Source organism: Aeromonas sp. FDAARGOS 1409 (assembly GCF_019048705.1).
Lineage (GTDB): Bacteria > Pseudomonadota > Gammaproteobacteria > Enterobacterales > Aeromonadaceae > Aeromonas > Aeromonas sanarellii.
In genome coordinates, this window is sequence record NZ_CP077395.1 from 2,648,331 (window position 1) to 2,674,356 (window position 26,026).

At 64.2% G+C, this 26,026-nt stretch carries 30 protein-coding genes; 27 read left to right on the forward strand and 3 right to left on the reverse strand.

The features are described 5' to 3' along the window. The first annotated feature begins 59 nt into the window (after positions 1 to 59). The 20 genes from cheY (at position 60) to I6L39_RS12715 (ending at position 17,170) form a co-directional block, all read left to right on the forward strand. Positions 60 to 443 (forward strand): chemotaxis response regulator CheY, encoded by a 384-nt coding sequence (gene cheY, locus I6L39_RS12620; RefSeq protein ID WP_010673934.1) that lies wholly within the window; start codon positions 60 to 62, stop codon positions 441 to 443. A gap of 12 nt (positions 444 to 455) precedes the next feature. Continuing rightward, positions 456 to 1,196: a protein phosphatase CheZ gene (locus I6L39_RS12625; protein WP_042076845.1), complete on the forward strand. Its 741-nt coding sequence runs from the start codon at positions 456 to 458 to the stop codon at positions 1,194 to 1,196. 11 nt (positions 1,197 to 1,207) lie between these two features. Further along, on the forward strand, positions 1,208 to 3,349 hold the full coding sequence (locus tag I6L39_RS12630; protein WP_216989832.1) for a chemotaxis protein CheA: 2,142 nt from the start codon (positions 1,208 to 1,210) through the stop codon (positions 3,347 to 3,349). Between the two features lie 31 nt (positions 3,350 to 3,380). Then, on the forward strand, positions 3,381 to 4,493 hold the full coding sequence (locus I6L39_RS12635) for a chemotaxis response regulator protein-glutamate methylesterase (protein WP_216989833.1): 1,113 nt from the start codon (positions 3,381 to 3,383) through the stop codon (positions 4,491 to 4,493). Positions 4,494 to 4,495: 2 nt separating this feature from the next. Next, complete coding sequence (locus I6L39_RS12640; protein WP_216989834.1) at positions 4,496 to 5,233, forward strand: flagellar motor protein; 738 nt, start codon at positions 4,496 to 4,498, stop codon at positions 5,231 to 5,233. Between the two features lie 2 nt (positions 5,234 to 5,235). Beyond that, positions 5,236 to 6,144: a flagellar motor protein MotB gene (locus I6L39_RS12645; RefSeq protein ID WP_216989835.1), complete on the forward strand. Its 909-nt coding sequence runs from the start codon at positions 5,236 to 5,238 to the stop codon at positions 6,142 to 6,144. A gap of 4 nt (positions 6,145 to 6,148) precedes the next feature. Then, on the forward strand, positions 6,149 to 6,943 hold the full coding sequence (locus tag I6L39_RS12650) for a ParA family protein (RefSeq protein ID WP_209793473.1): 795 nt from the start codon (positions 6,149 to 6,151) through the stop codon (positions 6,941 to 6,943). After that, complete coding sequence (locus I6L39_RS12655; RefSeq protein WP_209793474.1) at positions 6,940 to 7,800, forward strand: chemotaxis protein CheW; 861 nt, start codon at positions 6,940 to 6,942, stop codon at positions 7,798 to 7,800. The genes I6L39_RS12650 and I6L39_RS12655 overlap by 4 nt, the downstream gene beginning before the upstream one ends. A gap of 69 nt (positions 7,801 to 7,869) precedes the next feature. Beyond that, positions 7,870 to 8,358 carry a chemotaxis protein CheW gene (locus tag I6L39_RS12660; protein WP_005333026.1) on the forward strand — a complete coding sequence of 163 codons (489 nt, stop codon included), beginning with the start codon at positions 7,870 to 7,872 and terminating at the stop codon, positions 8,356 to 8,358. A 71-nt stretch (positions 8,359 to 8,429) separates the two neighbouring features. Then, a complete protein-coding gene (locus I6L39_RS12665; RefSeq protein ID WP_010673943.1) occupies positions 8,430 to 8,816 on the forward strand; it encodes a DUF2802 domain-containing protein in 387 nt (128 codons plus the stop codon). A 213-nt stretch (positions 8,817 to 9,029) separates the two neighbouring features. After that, the gene (gene ccmA, locus I6L39_RS12670) at positions 9,030 to 9,665 is read left to right on the forward strand and encodes a cytochrome c biogenesis heme-transporting ATPase CcmA (RefSeq protein ID WP_209793475.1); all 636 of its coding nucleotides are present in this window, start codon (positions 9,030 to 9,032) and stop codon (positions 9,663 to 9,665) included. 3 nt (positions 9,666 to 9,668) lie between these two features. Next, positions 9,669 to 10,337, forward strand: a complete 669-nt coding sequence (gene ccmB, locus I6L39_RS12675) for a heme exporter protein CcmB (RefSeq protein WP_042076860.1) — start codon at positions 9,669 to 9,671, stop codon at positions 10,335 to 10,337. Between the two features lie 165 nt (positions 10,338 to 10,502). Further along, positions 10,503 to 11,243, forward strand: coding sequence for a heme ABC transporter permease (locus I6L39_RS12680; RefSeq protein WP_216989836.1), 741 nt, complete (start codon positions 10,503 to 10,505; stop codon positions 11,241 to 11,243). 2 nt (positions 11,244 to 11,245) lie between these two features. Beyond that, entirely contained in the window at positions 11,246 to 11,452 is a 207-nt protein-coding gene (ccmD, locus tag I6L39_RS12685; RefSeq protein WP_209793477.1) for a heme exporter protein CcmD, read from the forward strand. Further along, the gene (gene ccmE, locus I6L39_RS12690; RefSeq protein WP_042076865.1) at positions 11,449 to 11,940 is read left to right on the forward strand and encodes a cytochrome c maturation protein CcmE; all 492 of its coding nucleotides are present in this window, start codon (positions 11,449 to 11,451) and stop codon (positions 11,938 to 11,940) included. The genes ccmD and ccmE overlap by 4 nt, the downstream gene beginning before the upstream one ends. 82 nt (positions 11,941 to 12,022) lie before the next feature. Further along, entirely contained in the window at positions 12,023 to 13,978 is a 1,956-nt protein-coding gene (locus I6L39_RS12695) for a heme lyase CcmF/NrfE family subunit (protein ID WP_216989837.1), read from the forward strand. Next, positions 13,975 to 14,505, forward strand: coding sequence for a DsbE family thiol:disulfide interchange protein (locus I6L39_RS12700; protein ID WP_216989838.1), 531 nt, complete (start codon positions 13,975 to 13,977; stop codon positions 14,503 to 14,505). Before I6L39_RS12695 ends, I6L39_RS12700 begins: the two co-directional genes overlap by 4 nt. 10 nt (positions 14,506 to 14,515) lie before the next feature. Further along, positions 14,516 to 14,998: a cytochrome c-type biogenesis protein gene (locus I6L39_RS12705; protein WP_216989839.1), complete on the forward strand. Its 483-nt coding sequence runs from the start codon at positions 14,516 to 14,518 to the stop codon at positions 14,996 to 14,998. After that, positions 14,995 to 16,275, forward strand: coding sequence for a c-type cytochrome biogenesis protein CcmI (gene ccmI, locus I6L39_RS12710; protein WP_216989840.1), 1,281 nt, complete (start codon positions 14,995 to 14,997; stop codon positions 16,273 to 16,275). The genes I6L39_RS12705 and ccmI overlap by 4 nt, the downstream gene beginning before the upstream one ends. An 82-nt stretch (positions 16,276 to 16,357) precedes the next feature. Beyond that, positions 16,358 to 17,170 carry a VacJ family lipoprotein gene (locus tag I6L39_RS12715; protein ID WP_209793482.1) on the forward strand — a complete coding sequence of 271 codons (813 nt, stop codon included), beginning with the start codon at positions 16,358 to 16,360 and terminating at the stop codon, positions 17,168 to 17,170. 109 nt (positions 17,171 to 17,279) lie between these two features. Here the strand turns inward: I6L39_RS12715 and sodB are convergent, their stop codons facing one another. Then, a complete protein-coding gene (gene sodB / locus I6L39_RS12720; protein ID WP_005298860.1) occupies positions 17,280 to 17,864 on the reverse strand; it encodes a superoxide dismutase [Fe] in 585 nt (194 codons plus the stop codon). Positions 17,865 to 18,151: 287 nt separating this feature from the next. Here sodB and I6L39_RS12725 point away from each other — a divergent pair, with 287 nt between their 5' ends. Then, on the forward strand, positions 18,152 to 18,496 hold the full coding sequence (locus I6L39_RS12725) for a Grx4 family monothiol glutaredoxin (RefSeq protein ID WP_139435261.1): 345 nt from the start codon (positions 18,152 to 18,154) through the stop codon (positions 18,494 to 18,496). A gap of 66 nt (positions 18,497 to 18,562) precedes the next feature. On the opposite strand, the gene I6L39_RS12730 is transcribed toward I6L39_RS12725, so the two are convergent. After that, positions 18,563 to 19,774 (reverse strand): RsmB/NOP family class I SAM-dependent RNA methyltransferase, encoded by a 1,212-nt coding sequence (locus I6L39_RS12730; RefSeq protein ID WP_216989841.1) that lies wholly within the window; start codon positions 19,772 to 19,774, stop codon positions 18,563 to 18,565. A 210-nt stretch (positions 19,775 to 19,984) separates the two neighbouring features. On the opposite strand from I6L39_RS12730, the gene I6L39_RS12735 reads away from it, so the two are divergent. The 5 genes from I6L39_RS12735 (at position 19,985) to I6L39_RS12755 (ending at position 24,772) form a co-directional block, all read left to right on the forward strand. Next, a complete protein-coding gene (locus I6L39_RS12735; RefSeq protein ID WP_216989842.1) occupies positions 19,985 to 21,970 on the forward strand; it encodes a reprolysin-like metallopeptidase in 1,986 nt (661 codons plus the stop codon). Beyond that, positions 21,967 to 22,290 carry a hypothetical protein gene (locus I6L39_RS12740; protein ID WP_042076881.1) on the forward strand — a complete coding sequence of 108 codons (324 nt, stop codon included), beginning with the start codon at positions 21,967 to 21,969 and terminating at the stop codon, positions 22,288 to 22,290. Before I6L39_RS12735 ends, I6L39_RS12740 begins: the two co-directional genes overlap by 4 nt. A gap of 163 nt (positions 22,291 to 22,453) precedes the next feature. Further along, on the forward strand, positions 22,454 to 23,092 hold the full coding sequence (gene pdxH, locus I6L39_RS12745; RefSeq protein ID WP_216989843.1) for a pyridoxamine 5'-phosphate oxidase: 639 nt from the start codon (positions 22,454 to 22,456) through the stop codon (positions 23,090 to 23,092). A gap of 134 nt (positions 23,093 to 23,226) precedes the next feature. Then, positions 23,227 to 24,174 (forward strand): GNAT family N-acetyltransferase, encoded by a 948-nt coding sequence (locus tag I6L39_RS12750; protein ID WP_216989844.1) that lies wholly within the window; start codon positions 23,227 to 23,229, stop codon positions 24,172 to 24,174. A gap of 91 nt (positions 24,175 to 24,265) precedes the next feature. After that, complete coding sequence (locus tag I6L39_RS12755; protein ID WP_209793489.1) at positions 24,266 to 24,772, forward strand: GNAT family N-acetyltransferase; 507 nt, start codon at positions 24,266 to 24,268, stop codon at positions 24,770 to 24,772. A 72-nt stretch (positions 24,773 to 24,844) separates the two neighbouring features. Here the strand turns inward: I6L39_RS12755 and I6L39_RS12760 are convergent, their stop codons facing one another. Further along, entirely contained in the window at positions 24,845 to 25,345 is a 501-nt protein-coding gene (locus I6L39_RS12760; protein ID WP_042076887.1) for an SRPBCC domain-containing protein, read from the reverse strand. A 182-nt stretch (positions 25,346 to 25,527) separates the two neighbouring features. Here I6L39_RS12760 and I6L39_RS12765 point away from each other — a divergent pair, with 182 nt between their 5' ends. Next, positions 25,528 to 25,962, forward strand: coding sequence for a GNAT family N-acetyltransferase (locus tag I6L39_RS12765; RefSeq protein ID WP_216989845.1), 435 nt, complete (start codon positions 25,528 to 25,530; stop codon positions 25,960 to 25,962). Positions 25,963 to 26,026: the final 64 nt, after the last annotated feature.

The following is a 26,026-nucleotide window of genomic DNA, read 5'->3' on the forward strand; positions in this document are numbered from 1 at the left end:
TAAAACCTGCGATCTGCATCATGTAAGCGAGCCGTCTTGACGGCTATTTAGGAGGAACTTTGGACAAGAACATGAAAATCCTCATCGTCGATGATTTTTCAACGATGCGCCGGATTATCAAGAACTTGCTGCGTGACCTGGGATACAACAACACCCATGAAGCAGACGATGGCAACACGGCGCTGCCGATGCTCAAGAACGGCGACTTCCAGTTTGTGGTCACCGACTGGAACATGCCGGGCATGCAGGGCATCGACCTGCTCAAGGCCATTCGCCTCGATGACAAACTCAAGCACCTGCCGGTCCTGATGGTGACTGCCGAAGCGAAGCGCGAGCAGATCATCGAAGCCGCCCAGGCAGGGGTCAATGGCTACATCGTCAAGCCGTTCACCGCCGCCACCCTCAAAGAGAAGCTCGACAAAATCTTTGAACGCATCGGCTAAGGAGCGGCAGGGATGAAGGCCAAAACGAGTGCCATGATCTCGCTTGAACAGGCAAGGATGCTGGTTGCCCACCTGGAGCGAGAGGAGTTTGAACAGGCCGACAACATCCTCGCCGATGTGTGTGCCCCCAACGCGGCAGCCCTGTTTGACAAGGTGGGGCAGTTGACCCGCCAGTTGCACAACTCATTGCAAGATTTTCGCCTGGATCCCAGGATCCCTGACCTGGCCACCCATGAGATCCCGGATGCCCGGGAGCGCCTCAGCTATGTCATCGACATGACGGACAAGGCGGCCAACCGCACCATGGATGCGGTGGAGGCCAGTCTCCCCATCGCCGATCGACTCAATGACAACATTCAGCTGGTCATGCCCAATTGGAATGCCCTGATGAGCCGGGATCTGGAGCTGGGTCAATTCAAGGCGCTCTGTCATCAACTGAATGATTTTATTAAGGCTTCGGAAAGCGATGCCGATAAGTTACGACAACTGCTGACGGAGATCCTGATGGCTCAGGATTTCCAGGACTTGACCGGTCAGATGATCCGCAAGGTGATCAAGCTGGTGCAGGAAGTTGAAACAAAGTTGATAGAGATGCTGACCATGTTTGGTGAGGGCGTTATCGATCATTCGGCGCGCAGCCTGCCGGCGAGCGGCATCGAGGCGGAAGGTCCCATCATGAACCCGCAGACGAGGTCCGACGTGGTCAATGGTCAAGATGATGTGGACGATCTGCTGTCTAGCCTGGGATTCTAATGGAGTGACGCATGGCCTTCGAAGTTGATGAAGACATACTGCAAGACTTTTTGGTCGAAGCATCAGAAATATTGGAACAGTTGTCTGAACAACTGGTCGACCTGGAAAAGCGACCCGATGACAAGAATCTGTTGAATGCCATCTTCCGCGGCTTCCATACCGTCAAGGGGGGGGCTGGCTTCCTCTCCCTGACCGAGCTGGTGGACGTCTGCCACGGCGCCGAGAACCTGTTCGACATGCTGCGCAACGGCAAGCGGACCCTCAGCGCCGAGCTGATGGACGTCATCTTGCAGGCGCTGGACGCCATCAACGTCATGTTTGCCCAGGTGCAGAACCGCGAGGAGATAAGCCCGGCCTCTCCTGACCTGCTGCACGATCTGCACGAGCTGTGCAAGCCCGAGGGGCAGGAGCAGCTGCGCACCGCCAGCGTCGCCGCCCAGTCACAGCCAGAACCCGAGCCTGAGCCCGAGCCGGAGCCCGTCATCGTCGCCCCGAGCGAGCCGGTGGCCGTCAATGGCGGCGGCTCCATCGACGAGATCTCCGCCGACGAATTCGAGCGCCTGCTCGACGAGCTGCACGGTGTCGGCAAGGCCCCGACCGTCTCTGCCGCCCCCGTGCTGAGCGGTTCAGGCGACATCACAGACGACGAGTTCGAGGCGCTGCTCGACCAGCTCCACGGCCAGGGCCAGCACGGTGGTGCCCCCGATCTGACGCCGCTGCAGTCGGTCCAGAAAGAGGTGGACGAGCTCATCGACGACGACGAGTTCGAGCGCCTGCTGGACGAGCTGCACGGCCGTGGTCAGGGGCCCCAGCACAGCATGGCTGCTGCTGCCCCGGCCCCCGAACCCAAGGCGCCTGCCGCCGCCCCCGTGACGCCCCCCAAGGCGCCGGTGGCGGCCAAGCCCGCCTCGGAACCCGTTGCCGCGCCGGCCAAGGCCGCCCCTGCCAAGCCGGCCGCCCCCGCCGAGAGCGGCGCGGTACAGAGCGACACCACGGTGCGGGTGGACACCAAGACCCTGGACGTCATCATGAACATGGTGGGGGAGCTGGTGCTGGTGCGTAACCGCCTGGTGAGCCTCGGCATCGCCAGCAACGACGAAGAGATGTCCAAGGCGGTGGCCAACCTGGACGTGGTGACCGCCGATCTGCAGGGCGCGGTCATGAAGACCCGCATGCAACCCATCAAGAAGGTGTTCGGCCGCTTCCCGCGGGTCGTGCGCGATCTGGCCCGCACCCTCAAGAAAGAGATCGAGCTGGTGATGGTGGGGGAGGAGACGGATCTGGACAAGAACCTGGTGGAGGCCCTGGCCGACCCCCTGGTTCACCTGGTGCGCAACTCCTGCGACCACGGCATCGAGATGCCGGACGTGCGCGAGAAGGCGGGCAAGCCCCGTCAGGGCACCATCACCCTGAGCGCCTCCCAGCAGGGGGATCACATCCTGCTCTGCATCGAGGATGACGGTGCCGGCATGGATCCGGAGAAGCTGAAATCCATCGCCATCAGCCGCGGCGTGCTGGATGCCGACAGCGCGGCGCGCATGAGCGACAACGACGCCTACAACCTGATCTTCGCCCCCGGTTTCTCCACCAAGTCCGAGATCTCCGACATCTCCGGCCGCGGCGTCGGCATGGACGTGGTGAAGACCAGCATCGTCAGCCTCAATGGCTCGGTGCACATCGATTCCACCTGGGGCAAGGGCACCCGGCTTGAAATCAAGGTGCCCCTGACCCTGGCCATACTGCCGACCCTGATGGTGGAAGTGGGCCAGCAGACCTTCGCCCTGCCGCTCGGCTGCGTGAACGAGATTTTCCACCTGGACCTGAAGAAGGCCAACGTGGTGGACGGCCAGCTCACCATCATAGTCCGCGACAAGGCGATCCCGCTGTTCTATCTGCACAAGTGGCTGGTACGCGGTGCCGGCAAGACGGCCCGTCAGGACCAGGGCCACGTGGTCATCGTCCAGATCGGCACCCAGCAGGTCGGCTTTGTGGTGGACAACCTCATCGGTCAGGAAGAGGTGGTGATCAAGCCCCTGGACAACCTGCTGCAGGGGACTCCCGGCATGGCCGGCGCCACCATCACCAGCGATGGCGGCATCGCCCTCATCCTGGATGTGCCCAGCCTGCTCAAGGCCTATGCCCGTCGCCACTGAGCGTCTGGCTCAAGGAGTTAAAAGAATAACAATGGCAGTCAAGGTATTAGTGGTCGACGATTCGAGTTTCTTCCGTCGTCGGGTCAGCGAGATCATCAATCAGGACCCCCTGATGACGGTGATCGACACGGCCCAGAACGGACGGGAGGCGGTAGACAAGGCGCTGCAGTTGCGGCCGGACGTCATCACCATGGACATCGAAATGCCGGTGCTCGACGGCATCAGCGCCGTGCGCGAGATCATGGCCAAGTGTCCGACCCCCATCCTGATGTTCTCCTCCCTCACCCACGAGGGGGCCAAGGCGACCCTGGATGCGCTGGATGCCGGTGCCCTCGATTTTCTGCCCAAGAAATTCGAAGACATCGCCCGGGACAAGGACGAGGCGGTCAGCCTGCTGCAGCAGCGGGTCAAGGAGATCGCCCGCAAGCGTTTCCTGATGACGACCCGGCCCCGGGCGCCCGAGCCCCTGGTGCGGCCCGCCCTCGGCGGTGCCCTGACCCGCCCCACCGAGCGTCAGCCAGAGCCCGTGCGTGCACCGAGCGTCCCCGCCAGCTTCAAGCGCAGCGGCAAGAGCTACCAGCTGGTGGCCATCGGCACCTCCACCGGTGGCCCGGTGGCGCTGCAAAACGTGCTGACCAAGCTGCCGGGAGATTTTCCCCATCCGATCCTGTTAATCCAGCATATGCCGGCCACCTTCACCGCGGCCTTCGCCGCCCGTCTCAACGGCCTGTGCCAGATCGGGGTCAAGGAGGCGGAGGACGGCGACGTGCTGAGGCCTGGTCACGCCTACCTCGCCCCGGGCGGCAAGCAGATGCTGCTGGAAGGGCGCGGGCCCGGTGCCCGCCTTCGCATCATCGAGGGCAACGACAAGGTCAACTACAAGCCCTGCGTCGACATCACCTTCGCCTCGGCCGCCAAGACCTATGGCGACAAGGTGCTGGCCATCGTCTTGACCGGCATGGGGGCGGATGGCCGGGATGGTGCCCGCCTGCTCAAGGAGCAGGGCGCCACCATCTGGGCCCAGGATGAAGCCTCCTGCGTGGTCTATGGCATGCCCCAGGCCGTCGCCAAGGCCGGCATCGCGAGCGAATCCCTGCCGCTGGACAGGGTGGCCCAGCGCATCCTGGTCGAGTTGGGTCGCTGACCATGGGCATGGTCGGCCTGGTGCTGGCGCTGGGGGCGCTCGCCGTCGCCCAGTGGTGGCACGGTGGCAGCCTGCTGACCCTGCTCGACGGCCCGGCCTTCGTCATCGTGGTCGGCGGTACCTGGGGGGCGGTGATCCTGCAAACGCCCCGCAAGTACATGCTGTCCGCCCTCAGGCAGGCGGCCTGGATGCTGTTTCCGCCGCAGCGGGATCTGGTGCATCAGGCCGAGCGTCTGCAGGCCTGGGCCCAGTTTGCGCGCCAGCAGGGCTTGCTCGCGCTGGAGAACCAGGCCGAAGAGGAGCCCGATCCCTTCACCCGCCAGGGGCTCACCATGATAGTGGACGGGGTCCCCATCGAGGATCTGCGCCGCCTGCTGGAGGCGGACATCGACATCGAGCAGGAGCGCAACGAGCATGCGGCCAGGGTGTTCGAGGCCATGGGGGGCTACAGCCCGACCATCGGCATCATAGGGGCCGTGATAGGCCTCATCCAGGCCATGTTCCACCTGGAGGAGCCGGGCACCCTGGGAGCCGGTATCGCCGTCGCCTTCGTCGCCACCATCTACGGGGTCGGCTTTGCCAACCTCCTCTATCTGCCCATCGCGAACCGCCTGCGGGCCTTCCACTACCATTACGGTCTCTATCAGGAGATGACCCTGGAGGGACTGCTGGCCATCGCCCACGGGGAGAACGGCCAGCAGGTTGAACGGCGGCTACGGGCTTATCTGAAAGGGGAATAGCCATGCGCAAGCGCTATCGTTTGCACCTGCAAGGACGAGAACATCTCGATCGCTGGCTGGTCTCCTACGCCGATTACATGACCCTCATCTTCGCCCTCTTCGTGGTGCTCTACTCCGTGGCCATCGTCAACAAGGAGGAGTACCGCGCCGTCATCGAGGGCATGACCAGGGCATTCAACCAGGTGCCGCGCAGCGATGGCCTGCTGGAGGGGCAGGGCAAGTCCCTGCTCAACAACCCGGTGTCGGCCGCCCCCTCCTTGCTGGAGAGCGAGGTGTCGCCATCTCCCTCGCAGGCCCCCATTACGGGTACGCCAGTTCAGCAAGATGGCACGGCCCTTGCCACGATAGATCTGCAGCTTCAGCAGGCCATGGGCGCCCTGGTCGACGCCGGCGTGGTCAAGCTGGCGAAGGACGACGACTGGCTGACGGTGGAGCTGAGCTCGGGCCTCTTGTTCAACAGCGGCAGTGCCTTCCTCGGCAGCAATGCCGGCCCCGTGCTCGATACGCTTTCAGGTATTCTGAAACCGGTCGATAACTATGTCAGGGTGCGGGGTTACACGGATAACCAGCCGATAAACAACGAGATTTTCCGCTCCAACTGGACGCTGTCCGCCGCCCGAGCCGAGGCGGTGCTCACCGCCCTGGTGGGCAAGGGAATCGCCCCAGAGCGGCTCGCCTACGAGGCCTACGGGGAGTTCTCCCCCTTTGCCGACAACGGCAGCGAGCAGGGACGATTACAGAATCGCAAGGTGGTGGTCGCCATCTCCAGATTCGCCTGGGTGCCGCCAGCCACCGTCAAACCGCTGACGGGGACGCCGGTGCAGGACGAGTTGCAGAGTGTCGACAGTGAAAACGTCAGGGTGGTCACGCTGCCCGGTGGTGGCATACGCATAACAACAAGGCAGGATTGATACAGTGATTGTTTGGACGGTTGCCAATCAGAAGGGTGGAGTCGGTAAAACCACCACGGTCGTCTCCCTGGCGGGCATTCTGGCCCAGCGTGGCCAGCGGGTACTGCTGATCGACACCGATCCCCATGCCTCCCTGACCTCCTATCTCGACTTCGACTCGGACCGGCTGGAGGGCACCCTGTACGAGCTGTTCCAGGCGGCCAAACCCAGTGCGGAGCTGGTCAACCGGATGACCCTCAAGACAAGGTTCGAGAACATCAGCCTGCTGCCCGCGTCCATCACGCTGGCCACCCTGGACCGGGTGATGGGCAACCGGGAGGGGATGGGGCTGGTGCTCAAGCGTGCCCTGCTGCGGGTGCAGGATCAGTTTGACTACGTGCTCATCGACTGCCCGCCCGTGCTGGGGGTGATGATGGTGAACGCGCTGGCTGCCTGCGATCGCATCCTGGTGCCGGTGCAGACCGAGTTCCTGGCCCTGAAGGGGCTGGAGCGGATGATGAAGACCTTCGAGATCATGCAGCGTTCCAAGCGGGAGAAGTTCCGCTACACCGTGATCCCGACCATGTTTGACAAGCGCACCCGGGCCTCCCTGATGACACTGCAGTCCATCAAGGAGCAGTATGGCGAGGCGGTGTGGAATGCGGTCATTCCCATCGATACCAAGTTCCGGGATGCGAGCCTGGTGCACATTCCCCCGTCCATCTATGCGCCGGGCAGCCGCGGCACCTATGCCTATGAGACCCTGCTCAACCATCTCGACGCCCTGGAGCGTCAACGGACCCAGGAGGTGAAGCCATGAGAGAGACCACCCAGGTTCGGGCCATGGACGACTATTTCCACTCCCTGTTGCTGGACGATGCCCTGCTGCGGGAGGATCCGGAGGACGAGGCGCCGGCCCCGGCGCTGCAGCGTCAGCCCGCTGCCTTGCCGGAGGTGACCGCCGCCCCCTATCTGGAGGCGGATGCCAGGCTGGCGCAACTGAGCGAGCTGCTCGCCCAGGTGGGCCAGGTGCAGTTCGAGATGGATGCCCTGAGCCACGAAGAGGTCCATGTCGAGCCATTTCAGCTCGAGGCCGAGGCGGTCGACACCGAGCCCGAGGTGGCCCTGGCGCCGCCCGAGGTCGTGGTGGCGGAGCCCGAACCCGTGGCCCTGGCGGTGGCCGAGCCCGAGCGTGCGCTCGAGACGGCGCCCGCTCCCTCGACCTGGGAGAACCTGGACACCGGCAACGAGTTTCAGGCGCTCTTCTTCGACGTGGCCGGGGTGACCTTCGCGGTGCCCCTGACCGAGCTTGGCGGCATCCATCAGCTGGGGGAGGTGACCTCCCTGTTCGGCCAGCCGGGCTGGTACAAGGGGATCATGACCTCCAGGGAGCAGAAGATGAACGTGGTGGACACGGCCCAGTGGGTCATGCCGGGCCAGCATCTGGCGATGGACGATTACAAATATCTGATTATGCTGGGGGAATCACCCTGGGGACTGGCCTGTCATCAGTTGAAGGGCACCGAACTGCTGCACCGGGATCAGGTGAAGTGGCGCCATCAGGAGGGCAAGCGCCCCTGGCTGGCGGGCATGGTCAAGGAGAAGATGTGCGCCCTGTTGCACGTCAGGGAGCTGCTGGTGCTGCTCGGTCGCGGCGTGAACATCGAAGGGCGCTGACAAGATCGGCACTGCCATGGTTTTATTGCTAATTTTACCCGTTGACGGGTTCATACAAGGATCAAGAAGATGACAGAGAAGCGCAATATCGCACAGAATCTGGCCGAAGACGAAGTGCTGCAGTGGGTGACCTTCCAGTTGGAAAACGAGACCTATGGCATCAACGTGATGCAGGTCCAGGAGGTGTTGCGCTACACCGAGATCGCCCCGGTCCCGGGTGCACCGGACTACGTGCTGGGCATCATCAACCTGCGTGGCAACGTGGTGACCGTCATCGATACCCGCTCCCGTTTCGGCCTGCCGGCCGGTGACGTGAGCGAGAACTCCCGCATCGTCATCATAGAGGCGGAGAAGCAGGTGATCGGCATCATGGTGGACAGCGTGGCCGAGGTGGTCTATCTGCGCTCCTCCGAGATCGATGCCGCCCCGGCGGTGGGCACCGAGGAGAGCGCCAAGTTCATCCAGGGCGTCAGCAACCGCGATGGCCAGCTGCTGATCCTGGTGGATCTCAACAAGCTGCTCTCCGACGAAGAGTGGGACGATATCGGTTCCCTGTAACGGGAGCAAAGGCACCAGGCCGGGCGCCTGCGCTCCTTGCCCGTTTACCCTAATAGGAAGGTGATGGTTTGATGATTGAATTTGCAGCCTTGGGGTTGTCCTTGCTCGCACTGGTGCTGGCCCTTTACGGGATCCTGGGTCACCGTCGTCGCCAGCGAGAGTCCGAGGCCAGGGTGGAGGCGCTGCAGGGCCAGCTCGAGAGTCTGCGCAAGCAGATGATGGAGCTGCATACCGGTGCCATCGGCATGGGTCAGCGGCTGCAGGCCGCAGAGGGCGCCATGCAGAAGATCCACGACAGCCAGCAGGAGCTGACCCTGCAGGATCCTGAGCGCCGCCTCTACAGCCGGGCCGCCAAGATGGTGGAGCTCGGCGCCGATCTCGACGAGGTGATGAGCGAGTGCGAGTTGCCCCAGGCCGAGGCGGAGCTGCTGATCTCCCTGCGCAAGGGACGGAGCTGACGGATGTGTTGCGGGAGGCCGAGGCCTCCCCGTTTTCCCTTCCATCCCCGTGCGGTGCCAAGACAGGGGTGGCCGATATTCCTTTGGTATCAAGCCTCTTTGATGGGGCGCGATCTCCCCCACAAATCCTGTTGATTATCGGCATCTTTGAAAAGACGCCTCCGGATCCTGTGTTAATATGCAGGCCGCCTCATTTTCAACGATTAGATCCCCATGCTGCTTCAAGCGAACAATCTGAGCTGCGTACGTGAAGATCGCACCCTGTTTGAACATCTCTCCTTCGCGGTGCGCTCGGGGGATCTGATGCAGATTGAAGGGCCCAACGGGGTGGGCAAGACCAGCCTGCTGCGCCTGCTGACCGGCCTCTCCCAGCCCTTCGCGGGGGAGGTGTGCTGGAACGGGGAGGACATCCGCCGCTGCCGGGACGAGTACCATGCCAGCCTGCTCTACCTGGGCCATCAGCCCGGGGTCAAGGCGACCCTGACCCCCCTCGAGAACCTCTCCTTCTACCAGAAGCTGCACGGCCCAGCCGGGGGCGAGGTGGATCTGTGGCGGGTGCTGGCCCAGGTCGGCCTGGCCGGTTTCGAGGACTATCCCGCGGGCCAGCTCTCGGCGGGGCAGCAGCGACGGGTGGCCCTGGCCAGGCTCTGGCTGAGCGACCGGCCGGCGCTCTGGATCCTGGACGAGCCCTTCACCGCCATCGACAAGCAGGGGGTCCGGGTGCTGGAGCAGTTGTTCCTGACCCACGCGGACCGGGGGGGCATGGTGGTGCTCACCACCCACCAGGATCTGACCCTGATGCAGGGGCGTCTCAAGACCCTCTCCCTGTCCTCGCTGTTGCAGGAGTAGCCCATGCTGCGCGCCGTCTTCCACCTTATTCACCGCGAACTGCTGATGGCCCTGCGCCAGCGGGCCGACATCTTCAATCCGCTCTGGTTCTTCCTCATCGTCATCACCCTGTTCCCGCTCGGTATCGGGCCCGAGCCCCAACTGCTGGCCCGCATCGCCCCCGGCATCATCTGGGTGGCGGCCCTGCTGGCGGCCATGCTCTCCCTGGAGCGGCTGTTTCGCGATGACTTCAGCGACGGCGCCCTGGAGCAGATGATGCTGATGCCCCATCCGCTCGGGCTGCTGGCCCTGGCCAAAGTGATCGCTCACTGGTTGCTGACCGGCCTGCCGCTGCTGCTCATCTCCCCGCTGCTGGCCATCCTGCTCTCCCTGGATATGAAGACCTATCTGGCCGTGGTGGCCACCCTGGCCCTCGGCACCCCTGTGCTGAGCTTGCTCGGGGCGGTCGGGGTGGCGCTGACGGCGGGGCTGCGCAAGGGGGGCGTGCTGCTCAGCCTGCTGCTGCTGCCGCTCTATATTCCGGTGCTGATCTTCGCCACCTCCGCCATCGACGCGGCGAGCATGGGGTTGCCCTATGCCGGACAGCTCGCCATCCTGGGGGCCATGCTGGTGGGGGCCGTCACCTTGACCCCCCTGGCCATCTCGGCGGCGCTGCGGGTCAGCGTCAACTGATTAATTTGGTGGAACGTCCTTTTTTGAGGCCGTTTTTTTGGCGATATTGTTGAGATAGATCAAGGGGATGGCGGCTTACTGCTTTCGGGGGATATGATGTTTCCCCCCCGTGGGTATGGTAGGCCTCGCCACTTAAGAATTAATAACTGAAAGGTTCTGTGAGCTATGTGGAAATGGTTGCACCCTTATGCCAAACCCGAGCGTGCCTATGGGCTGGCCGGCACCCTGTTGCCCTGGTTTGCCGTGACAAGCCTGCTCGCCTTCATCATAGGCACCGTCTGGGGGCTGGCCTTTGCCCCCGCTGACTACCAGCAGGGGGACTCTTTCAGGATCATCTATATTCACGTGCCCTCCGCCATCCTCTCCATGGGGGCCTACTCCACCATGGCGGTGGCGGCCTTCATCGGCCTGGTGTGGCAGCTGCGCATGGCGGACATGACGGTGGCGGCCATCGCCCCGGTGGGCGCTGTCTTCACCTTCATCGCCCTCTTTACCGGCGCCGCCTGGGGCAAGCCCATGTGGGGCACCTGGTGGGTGTGGGACGCACGCCTCACCTCGGAGCTCATCCTGCTGTTCCTCTACCTCGGCGTCATCGCCCTCTACAACGCCTTCAGCGACAAGGTGGTGGCGGGCCGCGCCGCCGGCATCCTGGCGCTGGTGGGGGTGATCAACCTGCCCATCATCCACTACTCGGTGGAGTGGTGGAACACCCTGCACCAGGGGGCCACCATCACCAAGTTTGACAAGCCCTCCATCTCGGCCGAGATGCTGTGGCCGCTGCTCATCATGATACTGGCGTTCTCGGCCTTCCTGGGGGCCCTGACCCTGATGCGTTTCAGGAACGAGCTCCTGATGCGGGAGTGGCACCGCCCCTGGGTCGCCGACATCGCCAGCCAGGAGAAGTAAGCATGCACTTTGCCTCGTTCAGTGATTTCATGGCCATGGGGGGCTACGCCTTCTACGTCTGGCTCTCCTTCGGTCTGACCGGGCTCTGCCTGGTCGGCCTCGTCATTTCCACACGGTTGAAGACCCGCAGCCTGCTCGGCGAACTGCGCAACAAGCAGGCGCGGGAGGCCCGCCGCAAGGCGGCCCAGCAGATGGAGAACACCCTATGAACCCGCGCCGCAAGAAACGCCTCACCATCATACTGGCGATCAGCCTGGGCCTCGCCAGCGTGATCGGCCTGGTGCTCTATGCCCTGGGCCAGAACATCGACCTCTTCTACACCCCGAGCGAGCTGGTGGAGGGCAAGGGGCCGGACAAGATCAAGCCCGAGGAGGGGCAGCGCCTGCGCATCGGCGGCCTGGTGGTGCCGGGTTCGGTCGAGCGGGACCCCCAGAGCCTCAAGGTCGCTTTCAAACTGGTGGACAACGGCGGCCACATGGTGAAGGTGGAGTTTGACGGCATCCTGCCGGACTTGTTCCGGGAAGGGCAGGGGATAGTCGCCCAGGGCAATCTCAAGGATGCCACCACGGTGGCGGCCTTCGAGGTGCTGGCCAAGCACGACGAGAACTACATGCCGCCGGAAGTGGCAGACGCCACCAGCGGCATGCACTTCAAGCCCGAATACACAGAGGCGCAGTTGCAGGGAGCCAAGCAATGATCCCGGAGCTACCCGCGCCCTTCTCCCCGTCTCTCTCCCGTGCACCGGTTCATGCCGCGGCTCGATTGAAAGGAAGCCAGTCATGATCCCTGAACTCGGTCAATTCGCCCTGATCCTGGCCTTTGCCACCGCCCTGCTGCTGGGGAGCTACCCCTTGATCGGGGCCCATCTCGGCCGACTCGGCATGATGTCGGCGGCCCGACCGCTCGCCTACAGCCAGTTCCTGCTGCTGCTGCTGTCGTTCCTCTGCCTCACCTGGGCCTTTATCGACAACGACTTTACCGTGCAGTACGTGGCCACCAACTCCAACAGCCTGCTGCCGCTGGCCTATCGCATCTCGGCGGTGTGGGGGGCCCACGAGGGGTCCCTGCTGCTCTGGGTACTGACCCTGGGGGGCTGGACCGCGGCCGTCGCCCTCTTCAGCCGCCGGCTGCCGCTGGATGCGGTGGCACGGGTGCTGGGGGTGCTCGGCCTCATCTCGGTGGGCTTCACCGCCTTCGTGCTGTTCACCTCGGATCCCTTCACCCGCACCCTGCCGTACTTCCCGGTGGACGGGCGTGACCTCAACCCCCTGCTGCAGGATCCCGGCCTCATCTTCCACCCCCCCATGCTCTACATGGGCTATGTGGGCTTCTCGGTGGCCTTCGCCTTCGCCATCGCCTCCCTGATGACGGGGCGCCTCGACGCCACCTGGGCGCGCTGGTCCCGCCCCTGGACCATGGCGGCCTGGGTCTTCCTGACGCTCGGCATAGTGCTCGGCTCCTGGTGGGCCTATTACGAGCTCGGCTGGGGCGGCTGGTGGTTCTGGGATCCGGTGGAAAACGCCTCCTTCATGCCCTGGCTGGCGGGTACGGCCCTGCTCCATTCCCTCGCGGTGAGCGAGAAGCGCGCCACCTTCAAGGCCTGGACAGTGCTGCTGGCACTCTCCGCCTTCTCCCTGAGCCTGCTGGGGACCTTCCTGGTGCGCTCCGGCGTGCTGGTGTCCGTCCATGCGTTCGCCTCCGACCCGACCCGGGGCCTCTTCATTTTGGGCTTCCTGCTGGCGGTGATAGGCTCATCCTTGCTGCTGTTCGCCTTCAAGGGCTCCCAGGTGAAGAGCCACGGCAAGCACGAGCTGTGGAGTCGCGAGACCCTGCTCCTTGGCAACAACATCCTGCTGGTGGCGGGCCTGCTCACCGTGCTGCTCGGCACCCTGCTGCCCCTGGTGCACAAGGAGCTGGGACTGGGCAGCATCTCCATCGGCACCCCCTTCTTCAACCACATCTACAGCTGGCTCATCATCCCGTTCGCCCTGCTGCTGGGGCTAGGCCCGCTGTTCCGCTGGCGCCGCCAGGAGTTGGGGGAGCTCAGGCTCAAGGTGGTGGTCGCCCTGGTGCTGAGCCTGGCCGCTGCCTTCCTGCTGCCCCTCGCCTTCGCGGAAGACTTCAAGCCCTGGGCTGCACTCGGCATCGGTCTGGGCGTCTGGATCATCGTCACCAGCGTGCAGGAGACCTGGGTGCGCGCCACCCACAAGCACGGCTTCGCCACCGGCGTGCGCAGGCTGGGCAACAGCCACTGGGCCATGATCCTGGGCCACGTGGGGCTCGCGGTCAGCATCATCGGCATCGCCTGCACCCAGAACTACAGCATCGAGAAGGACCTGCGCATGCAGGCAGGCGATCGCGTCCAGTTCGCCGATTACGAGTTCGTCTTCACCGGCATCAAGGAGAAGAACGGTCCCAACTACGACGGCTTCAAGGGCGTGCTGGAGGTGCACCGGGACGGCAAGCAGGTGGCCCTGCTCAAGCCCGAGAAGCGGATGTACACCGTGAGCCGCATGCCGATGACCGAGGCGGCCATCGATGCGGGCTTTACCCGGGATCTCTATGCGGCGCTCGGCGAGCAGCTCGACAACGGCGCCTGGGCAGTGCGGATCTACTACAAACCCTTCGTGCGCTGGATCTGGTTCGGCGGCGTCTTCATGGCCATCGGCGGCGTGCTGGCCATGCTGGACAAGCGCTACCGGTTCGGCCGTCGTGACGAGGAGGCCAAGGCATGAACAAGAAGACCTGGCTCTATCTGCTGCCCTTCATCATCTTCCTGCTGGGGGCCCAGTTCCTGTTCAAGGGGCTCTACTCCGATCCCACCAAGCTCGAGTCCGTGATGGTGGATAAGGAGGTGCCCGTGTTCACCTTGCAGGACATCTACGATCTCGACAAGCAGCACGACAGGAGCATCCTCAAGGGACGCCCCATGCTGCTCAACGTCTGGGCCACCTGGTGCCCGACCTGCTACGGGGAGCACACCTACCTCAAGGAGCTGGCGGGGCAGGGGATCTACATCGTCGGCATGAACTACAAGGACGAGCGGGACAAGGCCATCAAGTGGCTGGCGGAGCTCGGCAACCCCTACCAGATCAACCTCTATGATCCGGACGGCATGCTGGGGCTGGATCTCGGTGTTTATGGTGCGCCCGAGACCTTCTTCATCGACAGCCAGGGCATCATCCGCTATCGCCACGTGGGGGACGTGAACCCGGAAGTCTGGGCCAGTACCCTCAAACCCATCTTCGATGCCATGAAGTGAGGCCTCCCCGATGAAAACACTGATTGCATCCCTGTTGCTGCTGGCCGGTCTCGTCTGCGCCGGCCAGGCCAGCGCCGCCATCGATGTCTACACCTTCGACAGCGACGCCCAGGAGCAGACCTTTCGCGAGCTGACCAAGGAGCTGCGCTGCCCCAAGTGTCAGAACCAGGACATCGCGGACTCCAACGCCGGGCTCGCCAAGGACTTGCGGGACAAGACCTACCAGATGGTGCGGGAGGGCAAGGAGAAGCAGGAGGTGGTGGACTACATGGTGGCCCGCTACGGCAACTTCATCCTCTATGATCCCCCCCTGATGGCCTCGACCCTGATCCTCTGGCTCGGCCCCCTGCTGGTCATCGTCATCGGCGTCGTCACCCTGGTGGTGCGAAGCCGCCGCCACGTCCCCGCTACCCTGCAACAGCCTGAAGGCGCCCTGAGCGCAGAAGAGCAGGCAAGGCTCTCCGCCCTGCTCAAAGAGGAAGAGAAACCATGACCCCATTCTGGATACTGGGCGCCGCCCTGCTGGTGCTGGCGAGCCTGGCGCTGATCGTGCCGCTCTGGCGCGGCGAGGGACGCCAGAGCATCAGCCGCTCGGCCCTCAACAAGCAGCTCTATCGCCAGCGCCTGCTGGAGATAGGGGAAGAGCGTGAACAGGGGGTGCTGGCCGAGGAGTCGGAGTCCCTGGTGGAGCTGCAGCGCAGCCTGCTGGACGACATCCCCGACGTGGAGCAGACCGCCCGCGGCGGCAAGAGCCTGATCTGGATCCCCGGTGTGCTGGTGCTGGCGGCGGTGAGCGTCGGCCTCTACGCCAAGCTTGGCGCCTGGCAGGAGGTGAGCCGCTGGCAGGATGCCAGCAGCAGGCTGGGAGAGCTCAGCAACCGCATCCTGGTGGAGCGGGACGCCCAGGTGACCGAGCAGGATCTGCTGGACTTCACCCTGGGGCTGCGCACCCGGCTGAAAGAGGAACCGAATGACTATCGCGGCTGGCTGTTGCTGGGGCGTCTGACCCTGGATGGCAATGACCCAGAGATGGCCCGCGAGGCGCTGGAGCGGGCCTATGCCCTGGCGCCGCAGAAGGCCGTGGTGGCGGTGCCCTATGCCCAGGCGCTGATGATGACGGGGGAGGAGGCCAGGGCGGACCAGTTGCTGCAGGCCGTCATCGCCGAGGATCCCGCCAATATCGAGGCGCGCTCCGTTCACGCCTTCATGGCGCTGCAAAAAGAGGATTTCCAGACCGCCCTCGATCGCTGGCAGGCCATGCTGCCGCTGCTGGAGAAAGGGTCGACCCGCCAGGTCATGGTGGAGCGCTCCATCGAGTATGCCCAGCAGCAACTGCGCCAGCGCGGGGCGGCCGTGAGCGCGGCCCCCGCCACGCAAACGAACCAGGCTGCAGCCCAGGCCCAGGCGCAGGAGCTGGCAGTGAAGGAGGGGGAGTTCCCCCTGCATATCACCCTGGCCCCCGGCATCCAGCTGCCGGAGGATGCCCATCTGTTCGTGTTTGCGGTGATCCCCAACGGGCCGCCCATGCCCATCGCGGTCAAGCGCATCCCGGCGCCGCAGTTGCCCCTCACCCTGTCCCTGGGTGACGGGGACGCCATGATGGAGGGCAGCAAGCTGGCGGCCCACGCCGAGCTGCAGTTCAAGGCGCGCCTCTCCCGGGGCGGCAACGTCATGAACAAGGAGGGGGCCTTCGAAGGGGTCTCCGTCACCGTGCCGACCAGTACCATTCCCACAGCGCCGATTGACATCCGCATCGATCACGCCCTCTAATACATCTTTGGCCCGCCCCTGGAGGGGCGGGCCACCTGTATAATCCATACCAATACCCAATAAAAAAGCTTAGGACTTTCATATGTATCTGCGTTCAGGAGCATTGGCAGTGGCATTGCTGCTTGGGGGCTGTGCGGGTGGCCCTCCCAAGCCGGGCCCAGAGAGCCTGGATCTCAACGAGACCCCCAGCCGCCCCGAGGCGACCAGCACGGCCAGCGACCCCCGTGACCCCTTCCAGGGGGCGAACCGGGCCATGTGGGCCGTCAACTACGACGTGCTGGAGCCCTATGTGGCCCGCCCCGTGGTACACGGTTATGCCCGCTATGTCCCGCAGGGGGTGCAGGACGGCATCGCGAACTTCGTGGATAACTTCGACGAGCCGAGCAGCATGGTCAACCACCTGCTGGTGGGGGACTTGAAGGGGGCGGGGACCAACCTGGGCCGCTTCACCCTCAACACCACAGTGGGCCTGCTGGGCATCTTCGACGTGGCCAGGCATGCGGGTCTCGAGCGCAACATGCTGGAGATGGATACGGTGCTCGGCAAGGCAGACATCGGGGATGGCGCCTACATCATGGTGCCCGTCTACGGCCCGACCACCACCCGGGAGCTGGTGGGGGATACCATCGATACTGTCTACTTCCCCTATGCCCTGCTGACTTTCCCGCTGCGGGTGGTGCACTGGGCGCTGGACGGCCTGGGCACCCGGGCCAAGCTCATCGATCAGGAGCGGATCATCGACAACGCCCTGGATCCCTATGCGCTGACCAAGGACTTCTACCTGCAGTACAACGATGGCAAGGTGACGGGGCGCAAGCCCGAGCTTCAGCAGCAGAAGCCAGAGGCGGCGGATGATGGCAACCTCGACGATTACATGGACGAGATTGACCAGTAAGCGTGGTCAAGTTTGACAAGGCGCCCGCGGGCGCTTTTTTCATGGGCGAGAAACGCCGTCCATAAAAAAACGCCCCGCAAGTGCGGGGCGTTTTGGCAAGAAAGGCTTATCAGGCAGCCAGGTTCTTGGCCACGAATTCCCAGTTGACCAGGGCCCAGAAGGTTTCCATGTACTTCGGACGCAGGTTGCGGAAATCGATGTAGTAGGCGTGCTCCCACAGGTCGACGGTCAGCAGCGGGGTGGTCCCGGCTTCGGTCAGGGGGCAGCCGGCGTTGGAGGTGTTGACGATGGCTAGGGAGCCGTCAGCCTTCTTCACCAGCCAGGTCCAGCTGGAGCCGAAGTTGCCGATGGCAGACTTGGTGAACGCATCCTTGAACTCGGCGAAGGAGCCGAAGGCCTTGGTGATGGCATCGGCCAGGGCGCCAGTGGGTTCGCCACCGCCGTTCGGGGAGAGGCAGTGCCAGTAGAAGGTGTGGTTCCAGATCTGGGCGGCGTTGTTGAAGATGCCACCAGTGGAGGTCTTGATGATCTCTTCCAGAGACTTGCCTTCAAACTCGGTACCCGGCACCAGGTTGTTCAGGTTGACCACGTAGGTGTTGTGGTGCTTGCCATGGTGGTATTCCAGGGTCTCCTGGGAGATGTGCGGTTCCAGAGCGTTGATTGCATAGGGCAGAGCGGGAAGTTCGAATGCCATTTTCTACTCTCCATTGGCTGGACCGTGCGAAGGCGACGGTTGCAAGACATTGCGTACTCTTTTCTGTCTCGAAAAGAATTGTTCTTGAAGTGATGGGGCCTGGCGGCCCAAAGCCCGTCGATTGTAGCAGCATCAAAGATGGGCGAACAACTCTTGATTCTCGCCATGATCCGGATCAAGCTGCGGCGTATTGACGCATGACTTCTTTCGTTCTGAACGGTTTGCCAGTTTGTGGTCTGCCCGGATTGCAGTAGAATGGCCGCCGAAATCGCTCCAGTGAGGCATTTATGGAAACTATCGAAAAGATCAAACAGCAGCTGGCTGAGAATCCCATCATCCTGTACATGAAGGGATCCCCCAAGCTTCCCAGCTGCGGTTTCTCTGCCCAGGCCTCCCAGGCCCTGATGTCCTGCGGCGAGCCCTTCGCCTACGTCGACATTCTGCAAAACCCGGACATCCGCGCCGAGCTGCCGAAATTCGCCAACTGGCCCACCTTCCCGCAGCTGTGGGTCGAGGGCGAGCTGGTCGGCGGCTGCGACATCATGATCGAGATGTTCCAGGCCGGCGAGCTGCAGACCCTGATCAAGGAAGTGGCCGCCAAGCACAAGCAGGACGACGCTGCCGCCGAATAAGGCCCCATCCGTACCATGCAAAAAGGGGAGCCACTGGCTCCCCTTTTCTTTGTGCCCTGGGCGGTATCAGGCGATGCGCTCGAGGCGCGCCATGTAGAAGCCGTCGAAGCCGGTGGCGGCCGGGCTCACGGTGTGATCCTCCAGCAGACGGAAGTGCGCGTTGGCGGCGAGGAACTTGTCCACCTGCTGGCGGTTCTCCTCGGGCAGGATGGAACAGGTCGCGTAGACCAGCAGGCCGCCCACCTTCACCATCTGGCTGTAACGTTGCAGAATTTCTTCTTGCAGGGCGACCAGCACCGGCAGACGCTCGGCGGTGTCGCGCCACTTGGCATCCGGGTTGCGCTTGAGCACGCCCAGGCCAGAGCAGGGCACGTCCAGCAGCACGCGATCCGCGCTCTCCTTGAGGCGCTTGACGGTCTTGCTGCTGGTGATGACCCGTGTCTCCACGTTGTGGGCACCGGCACGGCGGGCGCGCTGCTTGAGGTTCTCCAGCTTCCACTCTTCCACGTCCATGGCCAGCAGGCGGCCCTTGCCCTGCATCATGGCGGCCAGGTGCAGGGTCTTGCCGCCGGCACCGGCGCAGGCATCGATGACGCGCATGCCGGGCGCCACGTCCAGGGCCGCGGCCACCAGCTGGGAGCCGGCGTCCTGCTGCTCGAAGCAGCCGTCGGCGAAGGCCTGGGTGCGGAACAGGGCGGCATCCGAAGTGACCTGCAGGGCTGTTTCCACCCCCTCGACGGGCACTGTGGTGACATGCTCCTTGGCCAGCATGGCTTGCAGCTCGTCCCGGGTGCACTTGAGGGTGTTGACCCGCAGGTAGCGCTTGGGCATCCAGGCCAGGGCGGCGCGTTCGGCAGGCCAGGCCTCACCCAGCTGCTCGCTGCCGAGTTTTTCCAGCCAGGCGGGGCAGCCATCCATCAGCACCGGGTTCTTCTTGGCCTCGGTCAGGCGGCGACGGAACGCCTCTTCGTTGAAGCGATCCAGGGTCGGATGGTTGGGCTGGTCTATCTTGTGGAAGGCGTGCCAGCTGTGCAGCAGAGGCCAGATGTTCTTCTCGGCCTGACGGACCTGAATGCCGGTGAGGAAGCAGTAGAGGCTGAGGCGACGCAGCAGGTCGCCGGTGACCAGGGCAATCCTTGCCTGTTCTTGCGGCTTGAGTTCGATGCCGGAGAAGTGACGGGCATAAGCGCGGTCGAGGGTGAGACCCTGACCCAGCACATCGTCAACGATGGCAACGACCAGATCCCCGAAACGGGGCAACAGTGGGGACTTGAGCATGAGATTAACCTTGGCCAAAGAAAGGGTGAACCGGCCCCGTCGGAGAGGGGTTCTGAAACGGACAAATCCGCGCCATGATAGGGGCTAGTCTGCATTGGCGCAACCTTCCCCATTCGGGGAATGTACAGAGGATGGTGCTGGACTAATCGGACCAGCAGGCAAATGATGCCGTGGCAGTTCAGGCGAACGCATTTAAAAAGGAATAAAATGATGCAGTTGATGAAATATTCTCCGCTGGCGTTGCTGGTGGCCGGTCTGATGACCTCCAGCGGCCTGGCCGCCAAGGAGTGGAATACGGTGGCGGCACGGGCCACCGCCGCCGATGGCTATGAGGTGCGGGCCAACCAGTACCGCATCGTGACCGTGTCCACCGACTATCTGGCCGAGCTGAAGGCAGGCAAGCGCCAGCTGACCCTGCCTCTGCCGGACGGCCAGGAGGTGACCTTCAGCCTGCAACCCTATGATCTGCTGCCGGCGGACCTCGCCGCCAAGTATCCCGGGATCCGGACCTTCAAGGGACACGACGAAGCGAACCCGGTCGAGACCGGGCGCGTCGATCTCGGCCCCCAGGGCTTCCACGCCATGTTCAGCCACCAGGGCAAGATGGTGTTCGTCGACCCTCTTCGCAATGGCGAGGGCTACGCGGTCTATTACCAGCAGGACGCCCACAGCCGGCTGGAAGAGGAAGCTGACAAGGTTATCGGTGGCGAGGCCAAAAAGCTGGCCCGCCAGGTGCTGGTGGATGGCAACGAGCGCAAGCGCTATGTCATCGCCATCTCGGCGGCGGGGGAGTACACCCAGTATCACGGCGGTACCGTCGAGGCCGGTCTTGGCGCCATCACCACACTGCTCAACCGGGTCAACGAAGTGTACCAGCGCGACGTGGCGGCCGAGTTCCAGCTGGCCAGCGGCAACGACACCATCATCTTCACCGACGCGGCCACGGATCCCTTCTTCAACGGGGATGATCCCTCCGGCTCTGGCCTGAACGACGTCGACGTCAACATGCAGGTGCAGGCCGTGGCGCAGACCCTGGGGCTGGGCGCCTTCGACATCGGCCACGTGGTCAACACCGGGGGCGGCGGCCTGGCGGGCCTGGGCGTGCTCTGTACCGGCGAGAAATCGGCGGGAATGACGGGCTCCCCCAACCCGGTGGGAGATGCCTTCTTCATCGACTACGTGGCCCACGAGATCGGTCACCAGTTCGGCGCCGAGCACACCTTCAACGGCACCACAGGCAGTTGCGGCGGTGGCAACCGGGAGCCCAGCCAGGCCTGGGAGCCCGGCAGCGGCAGCTCCATCATGGCCTATGCGGGGATCTGCGGGGAGGAGAACCTGCAGGCCAACAGCCTGCCCTATTTCCACAGCAAGTCCATCGAGCAGATGCGTGCCCACATGGCCACTGTGCCCAGTTGTGGTACCAGCCAGACGCTCGTCAACAACGCGCCCCAGGTGGCGGCGGGCAGCGACCATGTGATCCCGGCCAACACCCCCTTCGTGCTCAAGGGGGCAGGCACCGATCTGGACAATGACGCCCTGAGTTACACCTGGGAGCAGATCGATCTCGGCACCGAGTCCTTCAGCGTCGCCAGCATGGTGGACGACGGCAGTCGCCCGCTGTTCCCCTTCGTGGCGCCGACCAGCGTGCCGGAACGTACCCTGCCAAGCTTGCCTTCCCTGCTCACCAACACCCTGGCGAAGGGAGAGGCCTGGCCCACCACCAACCGGGATCTCAACTTCCGCCTCACGGCACGGGATGGCAAGGGGGGGGTCAGCAGCGACGACATGAAGGTGCAGGTGGTCGACACCGGCAAGGCCTTTGCCCTGACCAGCCCGCTGGTGACCCCGCTGGCGGCCGGCCAGACGCAGACCATCGGCTGGGAAGTGGCCGGCACCAATGTGGCGCCCATCAACTGCAGCAAGGTGGATCTCTACATGACCCGGGACGAGGGGGTGAACTGGACCCTGCTCGCCGGCGGCCAGCCCAACTCGGGATCGGCGAGCGTCGCTATTCCGGCGGGCAAGGACGGTACCGCCAGATTGAAGGTGGCCTGCAGCAACAACCTCTTCTTCGCCATCAGCCCCCTCAAGCTGTCGGTGACCCAGCGCGTGGAAGGCGGCGGTGGTGGCGGCGGTGCCCTCGGCATCTGGACCCTGGCGCTGGCCCTGCTGGGCTGGCGGCGGAGGCGGGCATGAGGCTGCTCGGCACGCTGCTGCTCGCCCTGCTCGGCGGTTGTCAGGCCGATGCCGATACCCTGGCACAGGCCATCGACGACAGCCTCGCCAGGCAGGACTACCGGTTGATCGTGCGGGCCGGGCGCGGCGAGGTGGCGCCCGGCATCGCGGCGGAGCAGCAGGTCTCGGCCAAGGCGCGCTGCGGTGTGCGCTACCTCGACGGCTTCGGCGATGTCATCAAGCCGGAGCAGAAGGAGGCCCACGCCAGGCTGAGCGCCTATGCGGCGCAATACAACCAGCGCATGCTGGCCCATTGCCCGCCGGTTGACGGCAAGCCATAGGCAGGTGGCAGCCAGTTGGCAGAAACAGGGAGGCATGAGCCTCCCTTTCTTTTTTTGCACGGCCATTTGGCCGCCCCGAGGCTTGTACCCATGGCGTGCTCGTCGCACAATGCCTGCACCCATAGCCGCACGGGCGGCAAAGAAAGAGAGAAGGAAAATCAAGATGATGGATGTGGCTGATCTGCGTCGTGAATACACCCGGGGCGGACTGCACCGGGCCGATCTGCCGGCCGAGCCCCTCGCCCTGTTCGAGAAGTGGCTGGCCCAGGCGTGCGAGGCCAAGCTGACCGACCCCACCGCCATGGTGGTGGGCACAGTGGACGCAGACGGCCAGCCCTGGCAGCGCACGGTGCTGCTCAAGTACTACGATGCCGAGGGCATGGTGTTCTACACCAACATGGGCAGCCGCAAGGCGCACCAACTGGAGGACAATCCCCGCATCAGCCTGCTCTTCCCCTGGCACACCCTGGACCGCCAGGTGCACGTCACCGGCCGGGTGGAGAAGCTCGGCACCCTGGAGGTGATGAAGTATTTCCACAGCCGCCCCAAGGACAGCCAGATCGCGGCCTGGGTCTCCCAGCAGTCGACCCGCATCTCGGCCCGTGGCGTGCTGGAGGCCAAGTTCCTCGAACTCAAGCAGAAGTTTGCCAAGGGCGAGGTGCCGCTGCCGAGCTTCTGGGGCGGTTTCCGGGTGAGCATCGACACCGTCGAGTTCTGGCAGGGTGGCGAGCATCGCCTGCACGATCGCTTCTACTACACCCGCGAGGGGGACGGCTGGCACATCGAGCGCCTGGCCCCCTGATGAACCTTGCCAGGCTCTCCCTGCAAGGGCGGTTGTGTATTGGTGAGCGCGGTTGAGCGCCGGATCCGTGGGCGTCGCTCGGTAATGGTCACGGTTTCTTCCCGTGTCAGCATCCTGTTGTCGCAGGAGGGGGCATGGATCTGTTGATAGAGGGGAGGCTCTGGCGCCCCTCCTGGCAAGCGGCGTTGCAGGCCTGGCAGCGGCAGGGGAACCGCTGGTGGCTGCTGCTCGGCAAGGGGGAGGCGAGGGAGATGGCACCCTGGGCGGCCTGCCCACCGGACGGCAGCCTCTCGGCCAGCGGCCTGCTTGCCGCCTGGCTCGAGGCGGATGCCGCCCCCCTCATGACTGGGGAGCCGAGCCGGCAGATCCTGATCGCCGGCTCCGGCGCCCTGCTGACCCTGGCGAAGGAGTGCGGCCTGATCACCCTGGGGCCCAGGGGGGCTGACCAGACCCTCGGCGCCGATGAGGATCTGGCCAGCGCGCTGCAAGCGCTGCTCGCCCGGCGCCTGACCACGCCGGTGCTGCGCGAAACCGGCGGGCAGGACGCATTGGTGCTGCGCCCCCTCGCGCCTGCCGATGAGAGCGCCATCCAGCACTATTGCTCGGACGCGGCGCTCGCCCGCTACACCCTCAACATCCCCCATCCCTATCCCGACGGGGCGGCCAGGGACTGGCTCGCCATGAGCGGGCGCAAGGCGGCCCTCGGGCTGGGGCGAACCTGGGCCCTGACACTGCCGCAGGGGCGCGAAGACGAGCCCGCTCCCCTGGTCGGCACCCTCTCCCTGCACTGGCACGGGGAGCTGGCCTGGTGGGTGGGCGTGCCCTGGCAGAACCGGGGGCTGGCCACGCGCGCCGGGTTGCTGATCAGGGCGTTCGCGTTCGACCGGCTCCACCTGGCTGCCCTGACCGCCCGCCACCTGCCGGGCAACCTCGCCTCCGCCCGGGTGATGGCCAAGCTCGGCATGCGCCACTGCGGGCGGTGGCCCGACTCGGCTCGCCAGCCCCTGGTACTCGATCACTGGCGACTAGACAGGGAGCCCTCCCTGTCGGCGGCCAGGACGCATTCTCGCCCCTTTTCCTGAGTCCGTCCTCCCATTTTCAGACAAAGGCACTCAAGCCGGATGCCACTTCTGTGGAATAATGGCCGCCCTGCTGTACGAGGAGTAACTCTGTATGTTGAGAACCGAGCGTCCCGGCGACATGCTGCCAGTCTATGAGCTGGTGAGCGCCGCCTTTGGCCGTCCCGACGAGGCCGAACTGGTCAACCGCCTGCGCGAGTGTGGGGCTGCCGTGGTCACCATGGTCGAAGAGGAAGAGTACGAGTTCATGGGGCACCTGATGCTGAGCCCGATCACCATTGACGGGCAGGAAGGACCCTGGCTCGGACTGGCTCCCGTGGCCGTCCATCCCGACTGGCAGGGGCAGGGCATCGGCTCGGACCTGGTGCGGGAGGGGCTGGATACCGCCCTGGAGATGGACTGGAAGGCGGTGGTGGTGCTCGGCGATCCCGCCTACTACGGCCGTTTCGGCTTTCGGCCCGCCAGTGACTTCGGCCTGCACTGTATCTACGAGGTGCCCTCGGAGTGCTTCATGGCGATGGAGCTGCAGCCCGGCGGGCTAGACGGCGTGCGGGGCGAAGTGCTCTACCACCCCCTGTTCGATGAGGAGCCGGTGGCGTGACCGCCTGCCCATCCACGAAAAAGGACCCTGAGCGGGTCCTTTTTCGTGCCATGCCCATCGCTTGAATGGACGTCACTGGGCCAGGGATTTCAGCTGCTGCTTGCCCGGTGGATTGCTCCAGTCGATGGGGCCATGGGTGAAGCGGTACTGCAGCCTCGGCAGGCTGAGCTCCAGCCACTCCTCCCGGAAGTAGGCATAACCCTGATCCCAATCCGGGTCATTGGCCCAGCCGGTCTGGAGGAAGTGGAGCCGGGTGCCCTGACCTTCCGGCACGAAGCGCAGGCTGACCTGGGTCTTCTGCTGGCGGATATGGGGAAACTGGGGCGGAAAATTCCAGCTGAAGCTGAGCAGGTCATGGGGCATGACCGCCATCACCCTGCACCCCTCGCTGCCGCGCTCTCCCAGCGGGGCATCGGGTCTGAAATAGATTTCGAACGGTCCGTTGGGTTCCGGCACCATGAGGCATTCCGGCGCCAGGAAACTGCGCAGCCCGCTCTCCGTGGTCCAGGCGCGCCAGACATCGTCAATGTGGGCGGGTACCAGAATACTGCCTTCTATTTGCTTGTTATCCATAAATCAGTGAACCTCAAACCAGTCATGGACGGGACCTCGGCAGTATAGCCCGTCGGGCGATAAAATAGGCAGCCCTGTGTCACACCGTCATGTATTCAAGAGGGTCCAGATTGCCGATTTGACAGCACGGCAGGATCCATCGAGAGTGGGAAACCGTGAGAACCTAATTCAAGGATGGCACCATGATCAGAATGATGAGAGATGCCGACGAATCCCAGCTGGCACAGCTGTTTCTCAAGGGGAGGCGTCAGGCTTTTCACTGGGTCGATCCCTCCCTGTTCCGGCTGGAGGATTTTGCCGAGCAGACCCGGGGTGAGCGGATCTGGGTGGCGGAGAAGGGGGGCAACCCTTGCGGATTCGTCTCCATCTGGGGTGAAGACAGCTTCGTGCATCACCTCTACGTGGTGGCCGACTGGCACGGGCAGGGCATGGGGCGTGCCTTGCTGGCGGCAGGGTTGGCCGGATACCCGTCACCGGCCTCCCTCAAGGTGGCCACCCGCAACACCACGGCGATGGCCTTCTACCACCGCCTGGGCTGGCAGAACACGGACGAGACCGGCCACTGCGACATCACGGGGCCCTGGCGCAGGCTCATTCTGGAGTCAGGCCCGGCATGAGGGAACCCGACAGGCAACGCCATCTCCCCGCAGCCCGCGCCCCATGGTGGTGCCATGTCTGCGG

What these genes read in the sequence shown, in the direction of transcription:
- I6L39_RS12625 (WP_042076845.1), top strand. Translation starts at nt 456, where the DNA reads ATGAAGGCCAAAACGAGTGCCATGATCTCGCTTGAACAGGCAAGGATG.
- I6L39_RS12630 (WP_216989832.1), top strand. Translation starts at nt 1,208, where the DNA reads ATGGCCTTCGAAGTTGATGAAGACATACTGCAAGACTTTTTGGTCGAA.
- I6L39_RS12635 (WP_216989833.1), top strand. Translation starts at nt 3,381, where the DNA reads ATGGCAGTCAAGGTATTAGTGGTCGACGATTCGAGTTTCTTCCGTCGT.
- I6L39_RS12640 (WP_216989834.1), top strand. Translation starts at nt 4,496, where the DNA reads ATGGGCATGGTCGGCCTGGTGCTGGCGCTGGGGGCGCTCGCCGTCGCC.
- I6L39_RS12645 (WP_216989835.1), top strand. Translation starts at nt 5,236, where the DNA reads ATGCGCAAGCGCTATCGTTTGCACCTGCAAGGACGAGAACATCTCGAT.
- I6L39_RS12655 (WP_209793474.1), top strand. Translation starts at nt 6,940, where the DNA reads ATGAGAGAGACCACCCAGGTTCGGGCCATGGACGACTATTTCCACTCC.
- I6L39_RS12660 (WP_005333026.1), top strand. Translation starts at nt 7,870, where the DNA reads ATGACAGAGAAGCGCAATATCGCACAGAATCTGGCCGAAGACGAAGTG.
- I6L39_RS12665 (WP_010673943.1), top strand. Translation starts at nt 8,430, where the DNA reads ATGATTGAATTTGCAGCCTTGGGGTTGTCCTTGCTCGCACTGGTGCTG.
- ccmA (WP_209793475.1), top strand. Translation starts at nt 9,030, where the DNA reads ATGCTGCTTCAAGCGAACAATCTGAGCTGCGTACGTGAAGATCGCACC.
- ccmB (WP_042076860.1), top strand. Translation starts at nt 9,669, where the DNA reads ATGCTGCGCGCCGTCTTCCACCTTATTCACCGCGAACTGCTGATGGCC.
- I6L39_RS12680 (WP_216989836.1), top strand. Translation starts at nt 10,503, where the DNA reads ATGTGGAAATGGTTGCACCCTTATGCCAAACCCGAGCGTGCCTATGGG.
- ccmD (WP_209793477.1), top strand. Translation starts at nt 11,246, where the DNA reads ATGCACTTTGCCTCGTTCAGTGATTTCATGGCCATGGGGGGCTACGCC.
- ccmE (WP_042076865.1), top strand. Translation starts at nt 11,449, where the DNA reads ATGAACCCGCGCCGCAAGAAACGCCTCACCATCATACTGGCGATCAGC.
- I6L39_RS12695 (WP_216989837.1), top strand. Translation starts at nt 12,023, where the DNA reads ATGATCCCTGAACTCGGTCAATTCGCCCTGATCCTGGCCTTTGCCACC.
- I6L39_RS12700 (WP_216989838.1), top strand. Translation starts at nt 13,975, where the DNA reads ATGAACAAGAAGACCTGGCTCTATCTGCTGCCCTTCATCATCTTCCTG.
- I6L39_RS12705 (WP_216989839.1), top strand. Translation starts at nt 14,516, where the DNA reads ATGAAAACACTGATTGCATCCCTGTTGCTGCTGGCCGGTCTCGTCTGC.
- ccmI (WP_216989840.1), top strand. Translation starts at nt 14,995, where the DNA reads ATGACCCCATTCTGGATACTGGGCGCCGCCCTGCTGGTGCTGGCGAGC.
- I6L39_RS12715 (WP_209793482.1), top strand. Translation starts at nt 16,358, where the DNA reads ATGTATCTGCGTTCAGGAGCATTGGCAGTGGCATTGCTGCTTGGGGGC.
- sodB (WP_005298860.1), bottom strand. Translation starts at nt 17,864, where the DNA reads ATGGCATTCGAACTTCCCGCTCTGCCCTATGCAATCAACGCTCTGGAA.
- I6L39_RS12725 (WP_139435261.1), top strand. Translation starts at nt 18,152, where the DNA reads ATGGAAACTATCGAAAAGATCAAACAGCAGCTGGCTGAGAATCCCATC.
- I6L39_RS12730 (WP_216989841.1), bottom strand. Translation starts at nt 19,774, where the DNA reads ATGCTCAAGTCCCCACTGTTGCCCCGTTTCGGGGATCTGGTCGTTGCC.
- I6L39_RS12735 (WP_216989842.1), top strand. Translation starts at nt 19,985, where the DNA reads ATGCAGTTGATGAAATATTCTCCGCTGGCGTTGCTGGTGGCCGGTCTG.
- I6L39_RS12740 (WP_042076881.1), top strand. Translation starts at nt 21,967, where the DNA reads ATGAGGCTGCTCGGCACGCTGCTGCTCGCCCTGCTCGGCGGTTGTCAG.
- pdxH (WP_216989843.1), top strand. Translation starts at nt 22,454, where the DNA reads ATGATGGATGTGGCTGATCTGCGTCGTGAATACACCCGGGGCGGACTG.
- I6L39_RS12750 (WP_216989844.1), top strand. Translation starts at nt 23,227, where the DNA reads ATGGATCTGTTGATAGAGGGGAGGCTCTGGCGCCCCTCCTGGCAAGCG.
- I6L39_RS12755 (WP_209793489.1), top strand. Translation starts at nt 24,266, where the DNA reads ATGTTGAGAACCGAGCGTCCCGGCGACATGCTGCCAGTCTATGAGCTG.
- I6L39_RS12760 (WP_042076887.1), bottom strand. Translation starts at nt 25,345, where the DNA reads ATGGATAACAAGCAAATAGAAGGCAGTATTCTGGTACCCGCCCACATT.
- I6L39_RS12765 (WP_216989845.1), top strand. Translation starts at nt 25,528, where the DNA reads ATGATCAGAATGATGAGAGATGCCGACGAATCCCAGCTGGCACAGCTG.